Annotated in this window: 1 protein-coding gene; it reads right to left on the bottom strand. The window is 66.1% G+C overall.

The window, feature by feature from the left end:
- Window positions 1-13: 13 nt before the first annotated feature.
- A partial coding sequence (locus tag VFM98_RS11500) for an efflux RND transporter permease subunit (protein WP_325110056.1) occupies window positions 14-2132 on the bottom strand: 2119 nt, incomplete at its 5' end.

Genomic DNA, 2132 nt, shown 5'->3' with positions numbered 1-2132 from the left:
ACTCTCATCGGCTTCACGTGGTGCTCGCGTACGGCTCGTCGGCCGTGGGCTCGTCGATCTTCATCGTGACCGGCTTCACCTTGAAATAGCGCAACACCACGACGAAGAACACCGGCACGAAGAACACCGCCAGGAAGGTCGAGAACAGCATGCCGCCGATCACGCCGGTGCCGACCGCGTGCTGCGCACCGGAACCCGCGCCGCTGGAGATGGCGAGCGGCAGCACACCGGACATGAAGGCCAGCGAGGTCATGAGAATGGGTCGCAGGCGCTGCCGTGCCGCGTGCACCACGGATTCGACCAAACCGTGGCCATGGTCGAAGCCCTCCTTGGCGAACTCCACGATCAGGATGGCGCTCTTGGCCGCAAGTCCGATGGTGACCAGCAGGCCCACCTGGAAATAGGCGTCGTTGGTGAGGCCGCGCAGCAACGTGGCGATCACCGCACCGATCACGCCGAGCGGCACCACCAGCAGTACCGTGAGCGGAATCGACCAGCTCTCGTACAGTGCCGCCAGGCACAGGAACACGATGGCCAGCGACAACGCGTACAGCAGCGGCGCCTGCGAGCCGGACTTCTTCTCTTCATAGGACAGGCCGTTCCATTCCAGGCCGATGCCCTGCGGTAGTTTGGCGACCAGCTCCTCCATTGCGGCCATGGCTTCGCCCGAGCTGTGTCCCGGCGCCGGCGCGCCCTGGATCTGGAATGCCGGTACGCCGTTGTAACGCGTCAGCTTCTGCGCACCGAACGTCCATTCGCCGTGGCCGAAGGCCGAGAACGGCACCATGCCGCCGTGCGCATTGCGCACGTACCAGCGATTCAGGTCCTCGGGCTGCATGCGCGCCGCCGGTTCGCCCTGCACGTACACGCGCTTGACGCGGCCGCGGTCGATGAAGTCGTTGACGTAGGTGGACGCCCAGCCGGTCTGCAGTGTCTGGTTGATGTCCGCGATCGACACGCCGAGCGCGCTGGCCTTCTCGCGGTCGATGTCGATCTTGAACTGCGGCGCGTCTTCGACACCGTTGGGACGCACCGCCGTGACGCGCGGATCCTTGGCGGCCTCGGCCAGCAGCTGGTTGCGCGCCGCGAGGAACGCCTCGCGCGGCAGACCGCCGCGGTTCTGCAACATCATGTCGAAGCCCGCCGTGTTGCCGAGCTCGAGGACGGCGGGCGGCGGCACCGCGATGATGTTGGCGTCCTTGACGCTGGCGAAGAACTGGTTGGCGCGCGCCAGCAGGGGGCCGATCTGCTGCTCGGGCCGGGTGCGCTCGCTCCAGTCCTTGAGCTTGATGAACAGCAGTCCGGCATTCTGGCCCGTGCCGGCGAAGTTGAAGCCGTTCACGGTGAACACGCCGTCGATCGAATCCTTCTCGTGCTCGTTGAGATATTGCTGCGCCTTGTCGAGCGCTTCCCAGGTGCGCTCCTTCGAGGCGCCGGGCGGCGTCTGCACCTGGCCGAAGATGAAACCCGTGTCCTCGTTCGGCAGGAAGGATTTCGGAACGAACGTGAACAGCAGGCCCATCGCCACGACGATGCCGACGTACACCAGCATCGAGCGGCCGGTGCGCGCCAGCATCGAGTCCAGGCCGCTGGCGTGCTTCTGGCGGCCGCGGTCGAACCACTTGTTGAACCACTTGAAGAAGCCCTTGTGCTCGACGTGGCCCGACGGCGGCAGCGGCTTGAGGATGGTCGCGCACAGCGCCGGCGTCAGCACCAGTGCCACCAGCACCGAGAGCGCCATGGCCGACACCAGCGTGATCGAGAACTGGCGGTAGATCACGCCGATGGAGCCGCCGAAGAACGCCATCGGCACGAACACCGCGGCCAGCACCAGCGCGATCGCGACCAGCGCACCGGTGATCTGCTGCATCGACTTGCGCGTCGCCTCGCGCGGCGACAGGCCCTCCTCGGACATCACGCGCTCGACGTTCTCCACCACGACGATCGCGTCGTCCACCAGCAGGCCGATCGACAAGGCCATGCGGAACATGGTCAGCGTGTTGATCGAGAAGCCGAACGCCGCGAGGATGCCGAAGGTTCCCAGCAGCACCACGGGCACCGCGATGGTCGGGATCAGCGTGGCACGCGCGTTCTGCAGGAACAGGTACATGACGAGGAACACCAGCACCACG

Source organism: Ramlibacter sp. (assembly GCF_035706265.1).
Lineage (GTDB): Bacteria > Pseudomonadota > Gammaproteobacteria > Burkholderiales > Burkholderiaceae_C > Ramlibacter.
Note: the sequence above shows the minus strand (reverse complement) of the source record. Positions and strands in the feature narration are given on the sequence as shown.